The organism is Actinotalea sp. Marseille-Q4924, assembly GCF_916618755.1.
GTDB lineage: Bacteria > Actinomycetota > Actinomycetes > Actinomycetales > Cellulomonadaceae > Actinotalea.
In genome coordinates this window covers 1-21,075 of record NZ_CAKAKB010000001.1, presented here as the reverse complement: position 1 = coordinate 21,075, position 21,075 = coordinate 1, and the positions used below count along the sequence as shown (strand labels likewise).

Genomic DNA, 21,075 nt, shown 5'->3' with positions numbered 1-21,075 from the left:
CGACGCGAGCAACATCACCGTGCTCGAGGGTCTCGAGGCCGTCCGCAAGCGTCCCGGGATGTACATCGGGTCCACGGGCCCGCGCGGCCTGCACCACCTGGTGTACGAGGTGGTCGACAACTCCGTGGACGAGGCGCTGGCCGGCTACTGCACCCACATCGAGGTCGTCCTCCAGGCCGACGGCGGTGTGCGTGTCTCCGACGACGGACGCGGCATCCCCGTGGCGATCCACCCGACGGAGGGCCGGCCGACGGTCGAGGTCGTCATGACGATCCTGCACGCGGGCGGCAAGTTCGGCGGCGGGGGCTACGCGGTCTCCGGCGGTCTGCACGGCGTCGGCATCTCGGTCGTCAACGCGCTGTCCAGCAAGGTCGTCACCACCGTGAAGCGCGACGGGTACACGTGGCGGCAGTCCTTCGCCGACGGCGGCAAGCCGGTCGGTGAGCTGGAGCAGCTGGAGCCGACGGAGGAGACCGGGACCATGCAGGTCTTCTACGCCGACGACACGATCTTCGAGACGATCGACTACGACTTCGAGACGCTCCGGGCGCGGTTCCAGCAGTACGCGTTCCTCAACAAGGGTCTCCAGATCACGCTCACGGACGAGCGGCCGCAGCACACCGGCACCGAGGACGAGGTCACCGAGCCGGCGAAGGACCAGCCCTCCGACGTCGCCGCCGACAACGGCGGACCGCTGCACCACCGGACCGTCAGCTACCGGTACGACGGCGGGCTCGTCGACTACGTCAAGCACCTCAACGCGGCCAAGAAGGTCGAGATCGTGCACCCGGAGGTCATCGAGATCGAGGCCGAGGACACGGACCGCAAGATCGCGGTGGAGGTCGCGCTGCAGTGGACGGGTGCGTACTCCGAGTCGGTGCACACGTTCGCGAACACCATCAGCACCACGGAGGGCGGGACCCACGAGGAGGGCTTCCGCGCCGCGCTGACGACCTTGGTCAACCGGTACGCGCGCGACAAGAACATCCTCAAGGAGAAGGAGGAGAACCTCACCGGCGACGACGTCCGCGAGGGGCTCACCGCCGTCATCTCCGTCAAGCTCGGCGAGCCGCAGTTCGAGGGCCAGACCAAGACGAAGCTGGGGAACACCGAGGCGAAGACCTTCGTCCAGAGGGTCATGAACGAGCAGCTCACCGACTGGCTCGACTCCCACCCGACCGAGGCGCGGGACGTCATCCGCAAGTCCATCCAGGCAGCGGCGGCCCGGATGGCGGCTCGGAAGGCGCGGGAGGCGACGCGCCGCAAGGGACTCCTGGAGTCCGGCGGCATGCCCGGCAAGCTGCGCGACTGCCAGTCGAACAAGGCCGAGGAGTGCGAGATCTTCATCGTCGAGGGCGACTCGGCGGGCGGCTCGGCCGTCCGTGGGCGGAACCCCCGCACGCAGGCGATCCTCCCGATCCGCGGCAAGATCCTCAACGTCGAGCGCGCCCGGCTGGACCGCGCGCTCGGCAACGCCGAGGTGCAGGCGCTCATCACGGCGTTCGGCACGGGGATCGGCGAGGACTTCGACATCAGCCGGCTGCGGTACCACAAGATCGTCCTCATGGCCGACGCCGACGTCGACGGCCAGCACATCTCCACGCTCCTGCTGACGCTGCTGTTCCGGTACATGCCGGAGCTCATCAAGGAGGGGCACGTCTACCTCGCGCAGCCGCCGCTGTACCGGATCAAGTGGTCCAACGCGCCGCACGACTACGTGTACTCGGACCGCGAGCGGGACGTGTTCCTCTCCGAGGGCATCGCCGCCGGCAAGCGCGTGCCCAAGGAGAACGGCATCCAGCGCTACAAGGGCCTGGGCGAGATGGACTACTCCGAGCTGTGGGACACGACCATGGACCCGGAGCACCGGACCCTGCGGCAGGTGAACCTCGACGACGCCGCCGCGGCGGACGAGATCTTCGCCATCCTCATGGGCGAGGACGTCGAGAGCCGCCGGAGCTTCATCCAGCGCAACGCCAAGGACGTCAGGTTCCTCGACATCTGAGGAGTGAGCGAAGCGAGCCCCGCAAGATGTCGACGACAAGCACAGACATCTGAGGAGTGAGCGAAGCGAGCCCCGCAAGATGTCGACGACAAGCACAGACATCTGAGCTGCACGGGCACAGCGCGAGCGCAGCGAGCACCGACGCACGACCGGACCACCGCAGTCCTGAACAAGGAGCACCGTGACCGACCAGACGCCGCCCACCGGGGACGAGCCGACGCCCGACGAGCTGCCCGCCGAGGTCCTCACCGACCGCATCACCCCGGTCGACCTGCAGCTGGAGATGCAACGGTCGTACCTCGACTACGCGATGTCGGTCATCGTCGGTCGCGCGCTGCCCGACGTGCGGGACGGGCTCAAGCCGGTCCACCGCCGCGTCCTGTACGCCATGTACGACGGCGGCTACCGGCCCGACCGGCAGTTCTCCAAGTGCTCGCGCGTCGTCGGCGACGTCATGGGCAAGTACCACCCGCACGGTGACACCGCGATCTACGACGCGCTCGTCCGCCTCGTGCAGGACTGGTCGCTGCGGTACCCGCTCGTCTGGGGCCAGGGGAACTTCGGCTCCCCGGGCAACGACCCCGCCGCCGCGCCCCGGTACACCGAGTGCAAGATGGCGCCGCTCGCGATGGAGATGGTGCGCGACATCGACCGGGACACGGTCGACTTCCGCGACAACTACGACGGGCACACGCAGGAGCCGACGGTCCTGCCGGCGCGCTTCCCCAACCTGCTCGTCAACGGCAGCGCCGGCATCGCCGTCGGCATGGCGACGAACATCCCGCCGCACAACCTGCGCGAGGTGGCGGAGGGCGTCAAGTGGCACCTCGAGCACCCCGAGGCCAGCAAGGAGGAGCTCCTCGAGGCGCTCATCCAGCGGATCCCCGGCCCGGACTTCCCCACGGGCGCGACCATCCTGGGCCGGCGGGGCATCGAGGACGCGTACCGCACCGGCCGCGGCTCGATCACGATGCGTGCGGTCGTCACGGTGGAGGAGATCCAGAACAGGATCTGCCTCGTGGTGACCGAGCTGCCGTACCAGGTGAACCCGGACAACCTCGCTGCCAAGATCGCCGAGCTCGTCAAGGAGGGCCGCGTCCAGGGGATCGCGGACATCCGCGACGAGACCTCCGGCCGCACCGGGCAGCGCCTCGTCATCGTCCTCAAGCGCGACGCCGTCGCGAAGGTCGTGCTCAACAACCTCTACAAGCACACGCAGCTGCAGGACACGTTCGGCGCGAACATGCTGGCACTCGTCGACGAGGTCCCCCGCACGCTGAGCATCGACGCGTTCGTCCGCCACTGGGTGACCCACCAGCTCGACGTCATCGTGCGGCGGACGGCGTTCCTGCTGCGCGAGGCCCAGGAGAAGGCCCACATCCTGCGCGGCTACCTCAAGGCGCTGGACGCCCTGGACGACGTCATCGCGCTCATCCGTCGGTCGCCGGACGTCGAGGAGGCGCGCCACGGCCTCATGGAGCTGCTCGAGGTCGACGAGGTCCAGGCCACCGCCATCCTCAACCTGCAGCTGCGTCGCCTCGCCGCCCTGGAGCGGCAGAAGATCATCGACGACTACGAGCAGCTCATGCGGGAGATCGAGGACTACAGCGACATCCTCGCCCGCCCGGAGCGGCAGCGGCAGATCGTCGGTGACGAGCTCGACGTCATCGTCACGAAGTTCGGCGACGAGCGGCGCACCACGATCCTGCCCTTCGACGGCGAGGTCTCCATGGAGGACCTCATCCCCGAGGAGGAGGTCGTCGTCACCATCACGCGCGGCGGGTACGCCAAGCGGACGCGCAGCGACCAGTACCGGGTGCAGAAGCGCGGCGGCAAGGGCGTCCGCGGGGCCCAGCTGCGCGCCGACGACGTCGTCGAGCACTTCGGAGTGACGACGACGCACCACTGGCTGCTCTTCTTCACCAACCTCGGCCGCGTCTACCGCGCGAAGGCGTACGAGCTGCCCGAGGGCGGCCGGGACTCCAAGGGTCAGCACGTCGCGAACCTGCTCGCCTTCCAGCCGGGCGAGGAGATCGCGAAGGTCATCGACCTGCGCGACTACGAGCAGGCCGAGTACCTGGTGCTCGCCACGCGGCGTGGCCTGGTTAAGAAGACGCGCCTCGCGGAGTACGACTCCAACCGCTCCGGCGGTCTCATCGCGATCAACCTGCGCGAGGGCGAGGACGGCGCGCGCGACGAGCTCGTCTCGGCGGCGATCGTCGACGACGACGACGAGCTGCTCCTCGTCTCGCGCAAGGGCCAGGCCGTCCGCTTCTTCGCGGACGGCGGCCAGCTGCGCGCGATGGGCCGCGCGACGTCGGGCGTGACGGGGATGCGGTTCCGGGATGGGTCCGGCGACGAGCTGCTGTCGATGGACGTCGTCACCGAGGGGTCGTACCTCATCACCGTCACGGACGGCGGCACGGCGAAGCGTTCCGACATGCACCGCGTCAACCGCGACGGGAACCTCGAGTACCGCCGCACGAGCCGCGGCGGTCTCGGTGTGCGCGCTGCGCGCCTGCCCGACGACCGCGGGTCGCTCGTCGGTGCGCTCATGGCCGACGCCGGCGACGAGGTGCTCGTGGTCATGGAGCGCGGCAAGGTCGTCCGGTCGCTCGTCGGGGAGATTCCGGTGCACGGTCGGGACGCGACGGGCGTCATCCTCGCCAAGCCGGACGCCGGTGACCGGATCCTCGCCGTCGCACGGAACGTGGAGCGGAATCTGGGGACCGATGCCGTTACCGTGGAGGCCGACGGGGCCGCAGAGGCCGCTGTCGAGGACGCGGCACCGGGTGAGGACCAGGCGCTGACAGAGGGAGACCGATGAGCACCGACGGCACGCAGTCGCGCCCCACGACCCAGACCCAGATGGGTCCCGGCGCACCCGGACGCACGTCGGTCCGCACGCCCACCCACCCCGGGGCGCCGGACGCCCGGACCACTGCGGAGCGTCCAGCGGTGCCGCCGCGCGACGCCGACGCCGGGCCGTCGGTCACGGACCGGATCAAGGCGGCGGGTGCCGCGGTCGCCGGCGCCGTCACCCGGGACGACCGGCCGGCGACCTCCCGCCCGGCTCCGGCGCCGGCCCGCGACGACGCACCGCCGAGCACCGCGCCCCGGCGGGTCCGGCTGGCGCTCGCGCGGATCGACCCGTGGTCGGTCATGAAGCTGTCGTTCCTGCTCTCCTTCGCGGTCGGGATCATGATGGTCGTGGCCGCCGCGGTGGTCTGGATGACGCTGGACAGCCAGGGCGTGTTCGCGCAGATCGACCAGACGGTCACCGAGATCACCGGCAACCCCGACTTCTTCCCCATGGAGGAGTACGCCGCGTTCGACCGGGTCATGGCGCTGGCCACGATCATCGCGATCGTCGACGTCGTGCTGCTGACGGCGCTCGCCACGATCGGAGCGTTCCTCTACAACATCGTCGCGGCGCTGGTCGGCGGCATCCACATGACCCTCACGGACGACTGACCGAGTTGGGTCGGACGGACCCGCTGGGGTAGTCTCATGCGGCGCCTGCGGGCGCACGGGCCTATAGCTCAGACGGTTAGAGCGCTTCCCTGATAAGGAAGAGGTCAGAGGTTCAAGTCCTCTTAGGCCCACCCCCGAAGCTCCACCGGAGGACGGATGAAGAAGCTCGTCATCGCTCTGCTCGCGGCCGGGGCTGGTTACCTGGCATGGCGCACGTACGCGGAGGACCGCGACGAGCGTGACCTGTGGACCGAGGTCACCGACGACGTCGCCTGACCCTCCCTCCGGCAGCACGGCACCCTGAGGTGTCCACCCGCGGCTCCGGCCGCACGGGGCCATGGCGCAATTGGTAGCGCACCTGCTTTGCAAGCAGGGGGTTAGGGGTTCGAGTCCCCTTGGCTCCACGGCATACGAGACGGCTCCCGACCACACGGTCGGGAGCCGTCGTCGTCGTGGCCCGCTGTAGATCGACATGCGCGGCTCAGAACCCGGACTTACCGTCACAAGTGCAAGGGAAAGACCGTCACGGCGCGAGGGCTCCCGCCCCCGCCTCTGGTCTCGCACAACAGAGTCCGGATCGATCGACCGGGGCCAGCAGCGCCACAGGGCTCCGGGCGACGGCGTGACACCGACCCACAGCGGAGGTTCATCATGAAGGCACGTCGTTCAGCAGCAGTTGCCGCCACCACCCTGGCTCTGGGCCTCGGCTTCGCCGGCGCCGCCCAGGCGGCGCCGAACAACGCCAACCAGGACGGCCTGGTCAACCTCGCCCTGCAGGACACGGTCGTGCAGGTCCCGGTCGGCATCGCCGCGAACATCTGCGGCGTGACCGCGAACGTCCTCGCGGCATCGAACGTCACCTCGCCGGTCGACTGCACCGCCGAGGGCGTCGCGATGGCGCACCGCGACGGCGGTGGCGACGGCAACAACGCCCGCCAGCGCGGCCTCGTGAACGTGGCCGTCCAGGACACCACCGTGCAGGTGCCGATCGCCGTGGCCGCCAACGTCTGTGGCGTGACGGTCAACGCGATCTCGTCCCTGAACCTCGTGGGTCCGACCACCTGCGACGCCCTGGCCGAGGCCGGCGCGCAGAACTGATCCACTGCGTCCTGACGCCTGACGCCTGACGGCGCCTGAGCGTGACGCGGGAGGCCCCGCCCGGTCGGACCGGGCGGGGCCTCTTCGCGGGTCAGGACGGTGTCACGGCAGATCGCCGTCGAACCCGTTGTTCCAGCCGTCGAGCACGGTGGCGAGGGCGATGTACTGGCTGCCGTCGCACGTCGCCAGGGTGCTGTTCACCGCCGCGATCAGCTGGCTGGTGCTGGCGTACGGCGGGTACTGGTCGCCGTAGTAGCGCTCGTTGAGGAGCGCGGCGCCGGCGGCCCGGAGGAGGATCTCCGCCTTGCCCTTCGTCGTCTCGCCACCCTGGTAGCCGAGTGCCTGGATCAGCGTGTCGGCACCGGACGGCTTGACCTGGTCAAAGTTGCCCTTCGTCCGGATGCAGGCCGGGATGGCGAAGATGCTCTGCACCTTCTGGCTCGGCGTGTAGCCGACCCAGCTCTCAGGGTGGTTCTTCCAGTAGCCCGGCGTACGGCCGTACCACCAGAAGGTGACCGTGGCGTCGTCGGTGTCACTGGCGACGTTGCCCTCGTCGTCGGTGCCGCTCGCCGTCACCACGTCCTTGTGGGTCTGGAACGTGGTGGAGGAGAGGAACTCCGTGAAGGCGCAGCTGTACGCAGTGCCGGCGGGCATCGTCAGCGGGACGTCGCAGGTGCCCTTGCCGTCGAGGGTGCCGAAGACGTCGTCGGTGAGGGTGTCGAGGTAGACGTCCTCGCCGCTGGTGTTCGTGACGTCGACGGTGAAGGTGACGTTCTCGCCGCCGAAGAGCACCGAGGTCGGGTTGGCCGTCTTCGTCACGTCGATCGTCGGGAGGACGTCGGCGTACAGGACGGTGGCCGGATCGGTTGCCGAGTCCTCGTTCCCGTCGTCGTCGGTGACGGTGACGCTGCCGAGGTTGGTGTACTCGCTGGGGTAGTCCCCGGCGGGGATGGTCCCCGTGGCGGTGAAGCTGCACGAGGCACCGGCGGCCAGGAGCGTGGTGACCGTGCAGTCGGCGTCGCCGGAGAGAGGCCCGATCTTGTCGTCGGTCAGGACGGTGATGGTGGCGGCTTCAGCGGAGTTGTTGGTGACGACGTAGGTGTACGTCACCGTTCCTCCGGTCTCCGGCACCGTCGCCGAGCCGGCCAGCTTGGTGAGGCTGACGTCCGGCAGCACGTCCTGGTAGGTGACGGTCTCGTCGTCGGTGTCCGTGGCCGTGGTGTTGTCGTTGTCGACGGCGACCGCGGTGAAGACGTCGACGTGGTCCGGTCCGGAGTAGTCGCCCTCGACCCACTGGGTGAGGGTGAACTCGCAGGAGGCGCCGGCGGCCAGGACCGTCCCGACGGTGCAGTCGGCGTCACCGCTGAGCGGTCCGTAGATGCTGTCGCTGAGGGCGGTGATGGTGACCGGCTCCTCGGAGCTGGTGTTGGTCACGACGAAGGTGAAGGTGACGTTGCCGCCGGTCTCCGGGACGGAGGTCGGGTCGGCGGTCTTGGTGACGTCGATGGTCGGCAGCACGTTGGTGAAGTCGACCGTGGCGTCGTCGGTGTCCGTGGCCGTGGTGTTGTCGTTGTCCGCCGAGACCGCGGTGAAGACGTCGACGTGGTCCGGGCCGGAGTAGTCGCCCTCGACCCACTGGGTCAGGGTGAACTCACACGATGCGCCCGCGGCCAGGACTGTGCCCACCGCGCAGTCGGCGTCCCCGTCAAGGAGCCCGTAGACGTCGTCCTCCAGAGAGGTGATGGTGACGGGTTCCTCGGTGCTGGTGTTCTTGACCACGAAGGTGAAGGTGACGTTCCCGCCGGTCTCCGGGACGGAGGTCGGGTCGGCCGTCTTGGTCACCTCGATCGCCGGGGCGACGTCGGTGAAGTCGACGGCGGCTTCGTCGTGGTCGGTGGCTTCGGAACCGTCGTTGTCGACGGCGGTGCCGGTGAACACGTTGACGTGGTCCGGTCCGGAGTAGTCGCCCTCGACCCACTGGGTCAGGGTGAACTCGCAGGAGGCGCCTGCGGCCAGGACCGTCCCGACGGTGCAGTCGGCGTCACCGCTGAGCGGTCCGTAGATGCTGTCGCTGAGGGCGGTGATGGTGACCGGCTCCTCGGAGCTGGTGTTGGTCACCGCGAAGGTGAAGGTGACGTTGCCGCCGGTCTCCGGGACGGAGGTCGGGTTCGCGGTCTTGGTCACCTCGATCTCGGGGGCGACGTCGGTGAAGTCCACCGTCGCGTCGTCGGTGGCGGTCGCTTGGGTGGTGTCGTTGTCCACGGCGATGGCTGTGAACTCGTTCACGTGGTCCGGGCCGGAGTAGTCGCCCTCGACCCACTCGGTGAGGGTGAACGCGCAGGAGGCGCCTGCGGCCAGGACGGTGTCGACGGCGCAGTCGGCGTCGCCGTCAAGGAGCCCGTAGATGTCGTCGTCCAGGGAGGTGATGGTGACGGGTTCCTCGGTGCTGGTGTTCTTGACCACGAAGGTGAAGGTGACGTCGGCGCCGGTCTCCGGGACGGAGGTCGGGTCGGCCGTCTTGGTCACCTCGATCGCCGGGGCGACGTCGGTGAAGTCGACGGCGGCTTCGTCGTGGTCGGTGGCTTCGGAACCGTCGTTGTCGACGGCGGTGCCGGTGAACACGTTGACGTGGTCGGGGCCGGAGTAGTCGCCCTCGACCCACTGGGTCAGGGTGAACTCACACGATGCGCCCGCGGCCAGGACTGTGCCCACCGCGCAGTCGGCGTCGCCGTCAAGGAGCCCGTAGACGTCGTCCTCCAGGGAGGTGATGGTGACGGGTTCCTCGGTGCTGGTGTTCTTGACCACGAAGGTGAAGGTGACGTCGGCGCCGGTCTCCGGGACGGAGGTCGGGTCGGCGGTCTTGGTCACGTCGATGGTCGGCAGCACGTTGGTGAAGTCGACGGTGGCGTCGTCACTGGCCCTAGCCTCGGTGTTGTCGTTGTCGACCGCGACCGCGGTGAAGACGTCGACGTGGTCCGGTCCGGAGTAGTCGCCCTCGACCCACGCGGTCAGCGTGAAGTCACAGGACGCGCCGGCGGCTAGGACGGTCCCGACGGCGCAGTCCGCGTCGCCCGCAAGGGTGCCGTAGACGCTGTCGCTCAGGGACGTGATGGTGACCGCCTCGAGGCTGGTGTTCAGCACCGTGAACGCGAAGCTCACGTCGCCGCCCGTCTCCGGGACGGCGCTCGGGGTGGCGTCCTTGGTCACCGAGATGGTCGGGGCCACGTCGGAGAACGTGACGGTCTCGTCGTCGTCGTCCGTGGTGGTTGTGGTGTCGTCGTCGACCGCGGTGGCCGTGACGACGTTGTCGTGGTCGGTCAGGGAGTCGGAGCTGAGCGGCTCGGTGATCTCGCAGCTGTAGGTGCCTCCGATGAGGATCGTCTGCGGGACCACACACGTGCCCTGGCCGTCGAGGTCGCCGAAGACGGTGTCTTCGAGCGAGGTGAGCGAGACGTCCTCGTGCCCGATGTTCTCCACGAGGAACGTGAAGGTGACGTCCCCGCCGGTCTCCGGGACGGAGGCTGGGGAGGCGGTCTTGGTGATTCGGATCTCCGGCGGGACGTTCTGGAACGTCACGGTCTCGCTGTCGTCGTCCGTCGCCGGCGTCCCGTCGTCGTCGACCGCGGTGGCGGTGGCGACGTCGTAGTGCGCGCTGAGCGAGTCGGAGGCGAGTGCCTTCGTGATCGAGCAGCTGTAGCTGCCGCCCACGAGGATGGCCTGCGGCACCGTGCAGTCACCCTGGCCGGCCAGGTCGCCGAAGACGGAGTCGGTCAGGGACGTCAGCATGACGTCCTCCTGCCCGATGTTCTCCACGAGGAACGTGAAGGTGACGTTGCCGCCGGTCTCCGGGACGGAGGTCGGGTCGGCGGTCTTCGTGATCCGGATCGCCGGTGCGACGTCGTCGAAGGTGACGGTCTCGTCGTCGGTGTCACTCGCTGGGGTTCCGTCGTCATCGGTCACCACGATGGACGCCACGTTCGTGTGGTCCGTCAGGGAGTCGGACGACAGGAACACCGTGATCGAGCAGCTGTAGCTGCCGTTGATCGCGATCAGGCCGCCGGTGACGCACGAGCCCTGGCCGTTGAGGTCACCGAAGACACTGTCGGTGAGGGACGTCAAGGTGGCGTCCTCGTCCCCGATGTTCTCCACCAGGAAGGTGAAGGTCACGTCACCGCCCGTCTCAGGGACGTGGGTCGGGTTCGCCGTCTTCGTGATGCGGATCATCGGCGCGACGTCGGTGAAGATCACCGTCTCGTCGTCCGTGTCCGTGGCTGGGGTGTCGTCGTCGTCGACCGCGGTGGCCGTGACGACGTTGGAGTGCGCGGTCAGCGAGTCGGAGGACAGGAACACCGAGTAGGTGCACGCGTAGCTGCCACCGATGAGGATCTGCTGCGGGACGTCGCACGTGCCCTGGCCGTCGAGGTCACCGAATCGGCTGTCGCTCAGGGACGTCAGGGTGACGTCCTCCTGCCCCACGTTCTCGACCTCGAAGGTGAAGACGACGTTGCCGCCGGTCTCGGGGACGGACGTGGGAGACGCCGTCTTGGTGACCTGGATCGCCGGTGCCACGTCGGTGAAGGTCACCGTCGCGTCGTCGGTGTCTGTCGCCTCCGTGCCGTCGTCGTCCTCAGCCGTGGCGGTCACCACGTTGGTGTGCGGCGCGAGGCTGTCGGACGCGAGGGCGGTCGTGTACGTGCAGGTGTACGCGCCGCCGATGAGGATCGTGGCGGGAAGCTCACACGTGCCCTTCCCGTCGAGCTCGCCGAACCGGTCGTCGGACAGGCTGGTCAGCGTCACGTCCTCCGGGCCGGTGTTGGTCACCACGAACGTGTAGGTGACGTCTCCACCTGTCTCCAGGACGGTGGTCGGGGACGCGGTCTTGTCGACCGTGATGGTCGGCGCGACGTCGGTGAAGCTCACCGTCGCGTCGTCCGTGCCGGTGCCCGTGGTGCCCTCGTTGTCCTTGACGACGGCGGTGACCGTGTTGCTGTGGTCCGGTCCGCCGAAGTCACCCGCGATCGATCGGACGAGGGAGAACTCGCAGAAGGCGTCGGGTGCCAGCTCGGTACCCACCATGCAGTCCGCGTCACCCGTGAGCGTGCCGAAGTCGGTGTCGTCGAGAGAGTCGATCCACACCGGCTCGTCGGACGTGTTCGTCACGACGAACGTGAACGTCACGTCCTCGCCGGTCTCGGGAACCTCCGAGACGCTGGGCGTCTTGGTGATGACGACCGTCGGCGCCACGTCGGCGAAGTCCACCGTCGCGTCGTCGTCGTCACTCGCCGTGCTGCCCTCGTCGTCGGCGACGGTGGCGGTGAAGACGTTCGTGTGCGGCGCGGCCACGTCGCCGGAGAGCCGATGCGTCTCCGTGAAGGTGCACGTCTCACCCGGGTCGAGAACCGTGCCGACCTGGCAGGTCTCGTTGCCGTCGATCTCGATGAACACGTCGTCCTCGAGAGCCGTGATGGTCACCGGCTCGAAGGACGTGTTGGTGACCGAGAAGGTGAACGACACCAGGCCGCCGTTCTCCGGTACGGAGAGCGGGAGAGCCGCCTTGTCCACCCGGACCGTCGGCGGGACGTCGGTGTAGGTGACCGTCTCGTCGTCGGTGGCGACGTCGGTGTTGCCGTCGCCGTCCGTGACCGTGACGGAGCCGATGTTGGTGTATCCGCCCGGGGCGTCGCCCGGTGGGACGGTGCCCGTGGCGGTGAAGGTGCAGGACGCGCGGCCGAGCAGGACGGTGCCGACCTGGCAGTCGTCGTCGCCGACCAGCGGATCGATCCTGTCGTCGGCCAGGACGGTGATGGTCGCGGCCTCGGCCGAGCTGTTGGTGACGACGTAGGTGTAGACCACCTCGACGTCACCGCTCTCCGGGACCGTGGTCGGGTCCGCCGTCTTGGTCAGGCTGACGTCCGGCAGGACGTCGGTGTACATGACCGTCGCGTTGTCGGTACCCGTGTCGGTGTTGCCGTCGTCGTCCGCGACGGTGACCGTGCCGACGTTGGTGTACCCCATCGGGAAGTCACCCGGAGGGATCGTGGCCCCTGCCGTGAAGGAGCAGGAGGCGCCTCCGGCGAGGACCGTGCCGACCTGGCAGTCGGCGTCACCGGTCAGGGTGCCCAGCCTGTCGTCGCTCAGCCCGGTGATGGTCGCGGCTTCGGCCGAGCTGTTCGTGACGACGTAGGTGTAGGTCACCTCGCCGCCCGTCTCCGCGACGGAGGCGGGGTCGACGTCCTTGGTGAGCGTGACGTCGGGGAGCACGTCGGTGTACGTGACGGTCTCGTCGTCGGTGTCGCTGGTGTCGTTGCCCTGGGGGTCCTCGACCCAGGCCGTGAACGTGTTCCCGTGGGAGCCGGGCACGTCACCGGCGGGGATGGCGAAGGTCGATGTGAAGGAGCACGACGCGCCGGCGGCCAGCTCGGTCCCGACGGTGCAGTCGCCGTCGCCGACCAGCTCGCCGAACACGCTGTCGTCGAGGCTGGTGATGGTGACCGGCTCGGCGCTGTCGTTCTGCACCGAGAACGTGAAGTCGACGTTCCCGCCGGTCTCGGGGACGGAGGTGGGGTTCGCACTCTTCGTCACCGTGACGGCGGGGAGGAGGTCGAGCACGACGTCCGCCGAGTCGGAGTCCGTCACCTGGGTTCCGGCGCCCGTGCCGGTGGCCGTGGCGGTGTTCGTGAAGCTCGCCGTGGGCGTCATCGAGCAGGGGTAGGAATGCGTCGCGCCGACGGCGAGCGCGCCGATGGTGGCCGCGCAGCTCGGCGAGTTCGGGTCCGTGACCGTGACGTCGGTCAGCTGGACGTTGCCCGTGTTCGTGACCGTGATCGTGAAGGTGGCGTCGTCCCCCTCCGTCACCGTCTGGGAGTCCGGGGTCTTCTCGATGTCGATGGCCGGCGCCGCACTCACGACGACGCTCGCCGTGTCGGTCCGGGAGATCGTCCCGCCGCCGAGCAGGACGTTGACCTCGCCGGTCACCGTGGCGGTGTTCGTCACGGTGCCCGGGGGCGCGGATGCCGGGACGGTCACGAGTGCCTCACCGGAGGCGGACCCACCCGCGGCCAGGTCGTCGGCGAAGCCGTCACCGTCCTCGTCCGTGAGCCCGAGCGTCAGCATGACGTCGAAGTCGTCGGCCGTGCCGGACGTCGCGTTGTCGTCGCGCACGACCAGGTCGTACAGCGGCGCGGTCCCGGGGACCGCACTGCTGGTGAAGCCTGTTGCGTTCCGGATGGCGTAGCAGTACCGCACCACGTCACCGGCCGCGACGGTGAGGCTCTCGACGCCGGGACAGGCTGCCCCCTCGGTCGTCACCGTCTTCTGGATGACCAGCTCGGGGTACTGCAGGTCGCCGATCTGCTTGAACGGGATGGTCTGCGCGCCGCCGGGGATGGTCTGCGGCGGGGTCACCGCGGAGGTGTCGTCGATGTACGTCAGCTCAGCCGTGGCCAGGTCGCCCTGGAGGTTGCCCGTCGGGCTCGTGCCGCCGCCCTGGCAGTACAGCTGGGTGTCGAGGCGCAGGATGACGACCTCACCGGCCTCGAGGTCCGTGACCTCGACCGTGCCGGTGAGGGTCGACCCGCGCTCGAACATCGGGCCGGAACCGTGCTCGTAGACGAGCGTCGCGACGCTGTCGCCGTCGTCGACGACGATCCCGTCCTCGTCGGCGAACCCGTCGTCGACGGTGTTCTCACCCGGGATGAGGTCCTGGATCGTCCCGTAGTTGATGCCCGCGTACGTGATGTCCCCGATGGCGACACCGGACTGCCCGGTGGTGTCCATCGTGAAGGAGTACGTGAGCTCGATCGTCTGCGCGTCGTCGGCGGCAGCGGTGTCGTCCACGACGATCTTGGTGAAGTACGTGACGATGTCGCCGCAGGCGTAGTCCCCGCCCTCGAGGGACTCGACGACGTCCTTGTCGACGCCGATCGTCCCGTCGTCGAACGCCCCGCCACCGGTGATGTAGTTGTAGGAGTAGGGCGCCGCCGCGGCGAAGTCGAGCGAGAAGTCGCCCACCGCCGCCACCGCCGGCAGCGCGGCCGGCCCCACGAGGTTCACGGCGAAGGCGCCCGCGGTCACGATGACCGCCGAGCGCCTCGGGACGTGCCGTCGTCGTCGCTCCGTCGTCAGCGAGCGGTGGGAACCACGCGTGGAGCGGGTCGGGACCATGACGCACCTCCGTCGGCGGTCGACGACGGACGGGGGCGTCCGCCGCACACGTCTTCACGCTAGGAGGGCGTGTTGTCCGCTTAGCCCGAATGGGACGGCAGGGCGTTGAGATCTCTCAACGCCCGCGCCCCGGGGGTCGCCCCGCCGTCCGAACGGGTGATACCGGGTCGAATGCGACCACTTCGCCCTCCGGTCGACGGGCCAGGGAGGACGATGGTCGAGGGGCCCCACCCCAGGAGGTGGCATGACGACGACGTCCCCCGGCGTCCTGGTCGCCCACAGCGATCCTGCAGTGCTGCGACGGCTCTGCGCGGCGCTGCCTGCGGAGGTCCGGCTCGTCGGAACGGCCGGATCCACGGCGAGCGCCCTCGCCCTCGCCGGGAGGTCGCCGGTCGACGTCGCCGTCGTCGGCTGCCACACCGTGGGCGACATGGCCGGTGTCGTCCGTGACCTCGGTGCGACGGGGTGCGACGTGGTCCTCGTCGTGGAGGACGCCGACGACCCGCTGTGCGCGGACCTGGTCCTGCTCGGGGCGAGCGGCGTCGTCCCGCTCGACGAGGTGGACACCCTCCCCGCCTGCCTCCACGCCGTCCTCCGGGGCGAGCCGGCTCTCCCCAGGCGGATGGTGGGCCGGCTCCTGGAGGAGTACCGCCTCCGCGACCGCGCTCGCACCGCCGGACCGGCGTCTCTGCTCACCGAGCGTGAGGCGGAGGTGGTGGAGCTGCTGCGCCGTGGTCACCGCACCCAGGAGATCGCCGACAGGCTCGTCATCGCGCCCGTCACGGTGCGGACCCACATCGCGTCGGCGATCCACAAGCTGCACGTCCACACCCGGGCGGAGGCGGTACGCGCGGTCACGGCCGGCGCGCCCGCGGCCGGAGCCGGACGCTCCCCTCGCCGACCGGACTGACCCTCGCGCCCTCAGCGGTCCCGGGACCGCCCCGTCCGCCACCGAGAGACCCGGCTCACGACGACCGTCGACAGACGCCAGTACGCGAGCCCGACGGCGAACGACGCCAGCACCCCCAGCACCGGGTAGTCGTCCTCCAGCGGCGGGTAGACCATCCAGTGCGTCACGTAGACGTACAGCGACCCCGCCGCGAGCACGCCGGCCACCCGGGCGAGGGCCCGCGGGAACGGCACGCTCGACACCCACACGAGCAGGGCGAGCGCGACGACGACGAGGCCCTCCCGCAGCGGGCTCTCGAAGAACCCCGGCACGGTGACCAGGGCCGCCGCCGTCACGGCCACGCGCTGCCAGACGTCACCCGCGCGCGCGGCGGCCCAGCCGAGGGCGAACAGCCACAGCAGGTTCTGCGGTGTCTGGATGTCCGGCCCGCTGTCCAGGACCAGCACGTCGTAACGGAACAGCATCCCCGCACCCAGCACCACGCCGACGCTCGCGAACGGCCATCGCCGCTCCGCACGGTCCAGAGCCGGCACGCAGAGCAGCACCGTCACTCCGACGACGAGCCACACGACGGCCTCGAGGAACCAGAAGTGCCAGGCGGTCCCCCACCGGTCCGGTCCCAGGACGTTGGTGAGCATGAGCGCCGTCGTCGGCGAGTACGCACCGGTCAGCGCCCCCGCGACCGCGATCCACAGGATGCTCGGCACGAGCAGCCGCGCGAGGCTCGCGCCGACACGCCTGACCCGCGTCCGCCGGTCCACGGCGGACAGCTGGAAGCGCGCGAAGTTGTAGCCCGCGACGCCCATGAGCAGGTGCGCCCCGCCCGGCACGAAGAGCACGTTCGAGTGTGTCATGACGACCAGGAGGATGCCGACGGCGCGCAGGGCCACGCTCGTCTCCAGCCGGCCTGCGGTCCACGGCCGCGCCCGTGACGGTGGGGCCGCGTCGGCGGCGAGCTCGCGCACCGGCGTCACGTGCCACCCCGGCGGCAGCGCACCCAGCCGCTCCTCCAGCCGGACGGACATCTCCACGTAGGACAGGGAGTCCCCGCCCAGGCTGACGAACGTGCTGTCCGGCGTGACGTCCGGCCGCTCGAGCAGCTCGGCGTACAGCGCGCACAGGCCCCCGACGGACGTCGGGGCCGCGGCGTCGTCGGCCCGGCTCCCCCGCGCCGACGGCGCCCCGGCTGCACCCTCGTCCCGTCGGGTCGCCCCGGCCGCACCCTCGCGCCGCCGGGCCGCGAGGTCACGCACGGCGCCGAGGTCCACCTTGCCGCTCGTCAGCCGGGGCAGCGCCTCCACGACGACGACGTCGATCACCGTCCCCGGGACGCCGCACGCGCCGGCGAGCCGCCGCCGGACGGCCTCGACCGCCCCGACGCCGACGAGACCCGCACGGTCGAGCCCCTCCCGCTCGACGACGACCACCAGCACGTCGTCGTCCCCCGCACAGGCGGCCACGAGGCCCGCGTCCGCGAGGCGTGACTCGAGGACCCCGAGGTCGATCCGCAGCCCGAACACCTTGACGAACCGGCTGCGGCGTCCGACGACCTCGAGCACGCCGTCGCGGCGACGTCCGAGGTCCCCGGTGCGCAGCTCGGTGAGGGTCCGTCCGAGGCCGAGGTCCGCCGGGGACTCCGCGTAGCCGAGCATGACGTTCGGCCCGCGGTAGACGAGCTCTCCGGCGTCGGGGTCGTCGGCGGTCTCCGGCACGGGCTCGACCCGCAGGTCGCCACCCGGAACGGGCAGGCCGATCGCGCCCGGGTGCGCGGCGGTGAGGTGCGGCGGCAGGACCGCCATCCGCGCGGTCGCCTCGGTCTGCCCGTACATGACGACGAGGTCCCAGCCCGCGCGCCGGCCGGTCTGGTGCCACCGCAGGACGGCCTCAGGCGCGAGCCGGCCGCCGGCCTGGGTGATCCGGCGCAGGGACGACACGTCGTTCCCCGTGAAACCGGTGCGGGTCAGCAGCTCGAACGTGTGCGGCACCCCGGCGACGCCGGTGACGCCCTCCGCTCGCACGAGGTCCCAGAAGCACGTGTCCACCACGGACAGCCGGGTCAGGACGACCGCGCCACCCACGTGCAGGTGGCTGTGCAGGACGGACAGACCGTACGTGTAGTGCAGGGGGAGGCTCGTCACCGCGCGGTCGTCCGCGTCCAGCCCGAGCGACGCCGCGATCGCGGCTGCGTTGCTGTCGAGGTTGTCGCGCGACAGGCGCACGAGCTTGGGCGAGCCCGTCGACCCCGAGGTGCTCAGGAGCAACGTCAGGTCCGGGTGGAGCTCGTGCGCCGTCCCGTCCCGCCGCTCGTCGGCCGGCGCCCCCGGACGGAGCACGACGTCCGGGTCGTACGCCATCACCAGACCGTCGACGACGACGTCGTCGTCTGCCGTGAGCAGGACGACGTGGCCGCCCCGCAGGGCGCCGAGGTAGTCGACGACGGACGACGCCGTCGCGGTGATCGCCACGAGGACGAGACGGCGCGTGCGACCGAGCGCCTCGGCCCGCTCCTGCACGAGGCGGTCCAGGTCCTCGAACGTGATCCGTCGGCCGTCCTCGACGAGCGCCGTCGTGGCGCCGTGGCGCGCGAGGTCGGCGACAAGCCCGGGAACCGGGCGAGGAGGGGCCGCCGTGCGTCCCCCGGCGGCCACTGGCGGGAGCAGCACGCCGCGGAGCCTACAGGAAGGCAAGCCTTACCTACGGTGCTGTCCCGCATGCTGCGACGCGGGGATGCAGCCGAGCACGTCGTGGCCGACGGTCGAGGAACATCACCCCGACCACCGAGGAGGCCGCATGACGAACGTCGCGATCATCTACTACTCCAGCACGGGCAACCTGCACGAGATGGCGCTGCGCCTGGAGAAGGCGGCGGGCAGCGAGGGCGCCGACGTGCGGCGCCGCCACGTCGCGGAGATCGCCCCGGACGCCGCCATCGACAGCAACCCGCGGTGGCGCGAGCACGTCGACGCGATCGCCGAGGAGCCGAGGGCCACCGGGGACGACATGGAGTGGGCCGACGTCGTGCTGCTCGGCTCGCCCACCCGCTTCGGCAACGTCACGAGCCAGCTCCAGCAGTTCCTCGACACCCTCGGCCCGCTGTGGGCGCAGGGGACGCTCGCGGACAAGGTCTACGCGGGCTTCACGTCCTCGCAGACCGCGCACGGTGGTCAGGAGTCCACCCTGCTGGCGATGTACCACGGTGTCGCCCACTTCGGCGGGATCCTCGTCACCCCCGGCTACACGGACCCGCTGAAGTTCGTGGACGGCAACCCGTACGGCGTCTCGCACGTCTCCGGCGCGGACAACGACGACCCGATCGGCGACGGCGTCCTGGACGCGCTGGACCACCTGGCCGCGCGCACCATCCGGATCTCCCGTCGGCTGACGGTCGAGGGCTGAGCCCTCGGCGTCACGACGACGGAGGGGCCCGGCGCGATGCCGGGCCCCTCCGTGTGCTGCCTGCGGCGCGCCGCGACGGCTCAGGCCTTGTGCTTGCCGTTCTCCGCGCCCTCGTCCGCACCGGCGTCCGACGGCGTCTCGTCCAGCTGCGTCCCGATCGAGTCGGCGACGTCTGCAGGCGTCACGTCGGTCTCGCCCGCCGTGCCCGTGGTGCCGGCCGTCTCGATCGCCTGCGTCGCCGTGGCGTCGTCGGCGTCCGGCTCCTCGGTCCGACGGCGGGTCCGCGCCGACGTGCCGCCGGCCTCCTTGGCCTTCTCCGTCGCCTCGCGCGTCCGGGCGACCGCCTCGCCGGCGGCCTCACCGACCGCCTCCGCCGCGTCCTCCATCTCGTGCCGCACGTCCTCGACCACGCCCTGGAACTCCTGACGGCGCGCGGTGCCGGCGGACGGGGTGGCCTGCCACGGGTCCTCGGCCCACGGGTCGGTGGTGGGCGTGCTCCGCCGCCACGCCTGGTAGCCGGCGGCGCCGGCGCCGGCGATCGCCAGGAACAGGAGGACGTTGCGGCCCTTGTGCGACTTCTTGGTCTCCACGTGCGCGAGCTCGGTGAGCTTCGCCGCGGTGACGTCGTGCGCCCTGTCGGCGCCGGCGGCCGTGGCGGCCGCTGCGGCGGCGACCGCGGCGACGACCTTGGGCAGCAGGTCCTCGACGAGCTTGTCGTGCGCCGTGTCGACGACGGGCGCCGCCTTGCGGGCCGCCGCCTCGACGTGCGGGGCGGCACGGTGCCGGCCCTCGGCGAGGGCCTTCTCCAGCCGGGGCCGCGCCCAGTCCACGCCGTGCTCGACGTGGGGCGACGCCCACTCGCGGGCGACGCCCGCCTGCAGACGCGCCTGCTCGGCGAGCTGGGCCGCCGTGAGGTTCGCCCGCGCTCCGGCGTCCGCGAGCACAGCCTGGAGCTCGGCAGCCTGGCTCTTGAGCCGCTCCGCGTCGACGGTCGTGCGAGCTGCTCTGATGCGGTCGAACATCTGGTGCTCCTCTGTGGACGGCGTTCGTTCGGTCGGCCCACCGGCGTGCTGCCGGCTCCCCTTCACGTACGTCGGGCCTGCGGGACTCCTGACCATGCTGCCACCCCTGCCCCGGCGTCGCGCGTCCTTCGGGTTCCTTCACGTCCCCCGCACATCGCGCCCGGGACGAGCGCACAAGCAGGTACGCGGGCGGGCGGCGCCGCCGGCTGAGGGCCCTCCGTCGCGTGTCGGCCCTCCGTGGGAGGATGACCGCATGTTCGCGACCCTGCACACCTCCGCCGGTGACATCCGCATCGAGCTCTACCCGAACCACGCGCCCAAGACGGTCCGCAACTTCGTGGGCCTCGCCACGGGCTCGAAGGAGTGGAAGGACCCGCGCACGGACGAGGACCGCTCCGAGCCGCTGTACGACGGCACGATCTTCCACCGCGTCATCGAGGGCTTCATGATCCAGGGCGGCGACCCGCTCGGCACGGGCACGGGTGGCCCCGGCTACACCTTCGACGACGAGATCCACCCCGAGCTGACGTTCTCCGAGCCGTACCTGCTCGCCATGGCGAACGCGGGCAAGCGCCGCGACCCCGTGACCGGTCAGGTCGGGGGCACGAACGGCTCGCAGTTCTTCATCTCCGTCGCCGCGACGTCGTGGCTCAACGGCAAGCACACGATCTTCGGCAAGGTCGCCGACGACGCGAGCCGTGCCGTCGTGGACGCTATCGCCACCGCGCAGACGCGTCCGGGCGACCGGCCGGTCGAGGACATCACCATCACGTCGGTGACCGTCGAGGACTGAGGACCGCGACAGTCCACCGGGCCGGGCACCCCGTACGGGTGCCCGGCCCGACGCACACCGGCCAGGAGCAGCGATGAGCAACCCCGTCCCGCCCCCGACCTGACCGGTCACGGGGTCGCGGCGCTTGCCCGCGTTCGCCATGGCGAGCAGGTACGGCTCGGGGAACGTCAGCTCGGGGGGGATCTCGTCGTCGGAGGTGTAGCCGGGGCCACCC

Annotated in this window: 11 protein-coding genes, 2 tRNA genes and 1 pseudogene; 10 read left to right on the top strand and 4 right to left on the bottom strand. The window is 70.5% G+C overall.

Annotated elements, in window-relative coordinates:
• Nucleotides 1-19 precede the first annotated feature (19 nt).
• From gyrB to LG379_RS00040, 7 genes are all read left to right on the top strand, one after another.
• A complete protein-coding gene (gene gyrB, locus LG379_RS00070; RefSeq protein ID WP_370634422.1) occupies nt 20-2,005 on the top strand; it encodes a DNA topoisomerase (ATP-hydrolyzing) subunit B in 1,986 nt (661 codons plus the stop codon).
• A gap of 181 nt (nt 2,006-2,186) precedes the next feature.
• Nucleotides 2,187-4,832, top strand: a complete 2,646-nt coding sequence (gene gyrA, locus LG379_RS00065; protein WP_225752567.1) for a DNA gyrase subunit A — start codon at nt 2,187-2,189, stop codon at nt 4,830-4,832.
• Nucleotides 4,829-5,479 (top strand): DUF3566 domain-containing protein, encoded by a 651-nt coding sequence (locus LG379_RS00060; RefSeq protein WP_225752566.1) that lies wholly within the window; start codon nt 4,829-4,831, stop codon nt 5,477-5,479. Before gyrA ends, LG379_RS00060 begins: the two co-directional genes overlap by 4 nt.
• Nucleotides 5,480-5,536: 57 nt before the next feature.
• A tRNA-Ile gene (locus LG379_RS00055) sits at nt 5,537-5,610 on the top strand.
• Nucleotides 5,611-5,635: 25 nt separating this feature from the next.
• Nucleotides 5,636-5,755 carry a DLW-39 family protein gene (locus tag LG379_RS00050; protein WP_225752565.1) on the top strand — a complete coding sequence of 40 codons (120 nt, stop codon included), beginning with the start codon at nt 5,636-5,638 and terminating at the stop codon, nt 5,753-5,755.
• 55 nt (nt 5,756-5,810) lie between these two features.
• A tRNA-Ala gene (locus tag LG379_RS00045) sits at nt 5,811-5,883 on the top strand.
• 247 nt (nt 5,884-6,130) lie between these two features.
• The gene (locus LG379_RS00040) at nt 6,131-6,577 is read left to right on the top strand and encodes a hypothetical protein (RefSeq protein WP_225752564.1); all 447 of its coding nucleotides are present in this window, start codon (nt 6,131-6,133) and stop codon (nt 6,575-6,577) included.
• A gap of 102 nt (nt 6,578-6,679) precedes the next feature.
• On the opposite strand, the gene LG379_RS00035 is transcribed toward LG379_RS00040, so the two are convergent.
• A complete protein-coding gene (locus tag LG379_RS00035) occupies nt 6,680-14,740 on the bottom strand; it encodes a DUF11 domain-containing protein (RefSeq protein ID WP_225752563.1) in 8,061 nt (2,686 codons plus the stop codon).
• A 244-nt stretch (nt 14,741-14,984) separates the two neighbouring features.
• Here LG379_RS00035 and LG379_RS00030 point away from each other — a divergent pair, with 244 nt between their 5' ends.
• A complete protein-coding gene (locus LG379_RS00030) occupies nt 14,985-15,650 on the top strand; it encodes a response regulator transcription factor (protein WP_225752562.1) in 666 nt (221 codons plus the stop codon).
• A gap of 11 nt (nt 15,651-15,661) precedes the next feature.
• Here the strand turns inward: LG379_RS00030 and LG379_RS00025 are convergent, their stop codons facing one another.
• Entirely contained in the window at nt 15,662-18,313 is a 2,652-nt protein-coding gene (locus LG379_RS00025; protein ID WP_225752561.1) for an AMP-binding protein, read from the bottom strand.
• A 127-nt stretch (nt 18,314-18,440) separates the two neighbouring features.
• Between LG379_RS00025 and LG379_RS00020 the strand changes: the two genes are divergently transcribed.
• Complete coding sequence (locus LG379_RS00020; protein ID WP_225752560.1) at nt 18,441-19,046, top strand: flavodoxin family protein; 606 nt, start codon at nt 18,441-18,443, stop codon at nt 19,044-19,046.
• A gap of 80 nt (nt 19,047-19,126) precedes the next feature.
• Here LG379_RS00020 and LG379_RS00015 read toward each other — a convergent pair whose 3' ends face one another.
• Nucleotides 19,127-20,068, bottom strand: a complete 942-nt coding sequence (locus tag LG379_RS00015) for a hypothetical protein (RefSeq protein WP_225752559.1) — start codon at nt 20,066-20,068, stop codon at nt 19,127-19,129.
• A 253-nt stretch (nt 20,069-20,321) separates the two neighbouring features.
• On the opposite strand from LG379_RS00015, the gene LG379_RS00010 reads away from it, so the two are divergent.
• Nucleotides 20,322-20,861 carry a peptidylprolyl isomerase gene (locus LG379_RS00010; RefSeq protein WP_225752558.1) on the top strand — a complete coding sequence of 180 codons (540 nt, stop codon included), beginning with the start codon at nt 20,322-20,324 and terminating at the stop codon, nt 20,859-20,861.
• Between the two features lie 81 nt (nt 20,862-20,942).
• Here LG379_RS00010 and LG379_RS00005 read toward each other — a convergent pair.
• Nucleotides 20,943-21,075, bottom strand: a pseudogene (locus tag LG379_RS00005) (peptidylprolyl isomerase); the annotation flags it as partial.

Excerpts from the sequence above, each read along its gene's own strand:
- LG379_RS00035 (WP_225752563.1), bottom strand. The coding sequence starts at position 14,740 with ATGGTCCCGACCCGCTCCACGCGTGGTTCCCACCGCTCGCTGACGACG.
- LG379_RS00015 (WP_225752559.1), bottom strand. The coding sequence starts at position 20,068 with ATGTTCGACCGCATCAGAGCAGCTCGCACGACCGTCGACGCGGAGCGG.
- LG379_RS00030 (WP_225752562.1), top strand. The coding sequence starts at position 14,985 with ATGACGACGACGTCCCCCGGCGTCCTGGTCGCCCACAGCGATCCTGCA.
- LG379_RS00060 (WP_225752566.1), top strand. The coding sequence starts at position 4,829 with ATGAGCACCGACGGCACGCAGTCGCGCCCCACGACCCAGACCCAGATG.
- LG379_RS00040 (WP_225752564.1), top strand. The coding sequence starts at position 6,131 with ATGAAGGCACGTCGTTCAGCAGCAGTTGCCGCCACCACCCTGGCTCTG.
- LG379_RS00050 (WP_225752565.1), top strand. The coding sequence starts at position 5,636 with ATGAAGAAGCTCGTCATCGCTCTGCTCGCGGCCGGGGCTGGTTACCTG.
- LG379_RS00010 (WP_225752558.1), top strand. The coding sequence starts at position 20,322 with ATGTTCGCGACCCTGCACACCTCCGCCGGTGACATCCGCATCGAGCTC.
- LG379_RS00020 (WP_225752560.1), top strand. The coding sequence starts at position 18,441 with ATGACGAACGTCGCGATCATCTACTACTCCAGCACGGGCAACCTGCAC.